1 protein-coding gene is annotated in these 636 nt (G+C 61.0%); it reads right to left on the bottom strand.

Going from position 1 to position 636, the window contains the following annotated elements:
- The coding region (locus AD663_RS29170) for an immunoglobulin-like domain-containing protein (RefSeq protein WP_172680649.1) at positions 1-636 on the bottom strand (636 nt) is incomplete at both ends.

Here is a 636-nt window from a genome sequence, read left to right on the forward strand (position 1 = left end):
GACGAAGTTCACCGAGCCGGAGCTTTCGCCAACCGGGATGGTGATGGTTTGGCCGTTCGACAGGGTGACGACCAGCGGAGCGCCGGTCACTGGAGCGTTCACCGAGGCGGTGTAAACCACGGTGCCGCCTTCGGCGACGGTCGACGTTGCGCTCAGGCTGACAGTCGAGGTGTCGATGGTGTCCGTGACATCCGTAACCGCAGGAGTCGTGCTCGGCACCAGGTTCTCGAAGTTGCCACCGGCAGCTTTATCAATGGAGACTTCCACCTTGCCGGCGTCTTTGTAGACGTCATCTTTCGGCGCGTCGACGGTCACGGTACCGGTCGTGGCGCCGGCAGCGATGTTGATGACCGCGCCGTTGCTCAACGTAACGGTGACAGGCGAGCCAGCAGCGTTAGTCAGTGTTGCGGTGTAAGTGATCTGGCCGCCTTCCGTAACCGTGTCGGTCGCGGTCAAAGTGAGGCCAGTGGTGTCCTGGGTATCGGTCACCGACGTGTCAGCCGGTTTTTCGTCGATAGCCAGTTTTTCGTAGTTACCGCCCTTGGCGTCGTCAATTTTGACGCTCAGGTTGTCTCCGCCTGCCAGGGCGTTGTCTTGCGTGACGAAGTTCACCGAGCCGGAGCTTTCGCCAACCGG

The organism is Pseudomonas sp. Q12-87 (genome assembly GCF_001269755.1).
GTDB lineage: Bacteria > Pseudomonadota > Gammaproteobacteria > Pseudomonadales > Pseudomonadaceae > Aquipseudomonas > Aquipseudomonas fluorescens_S.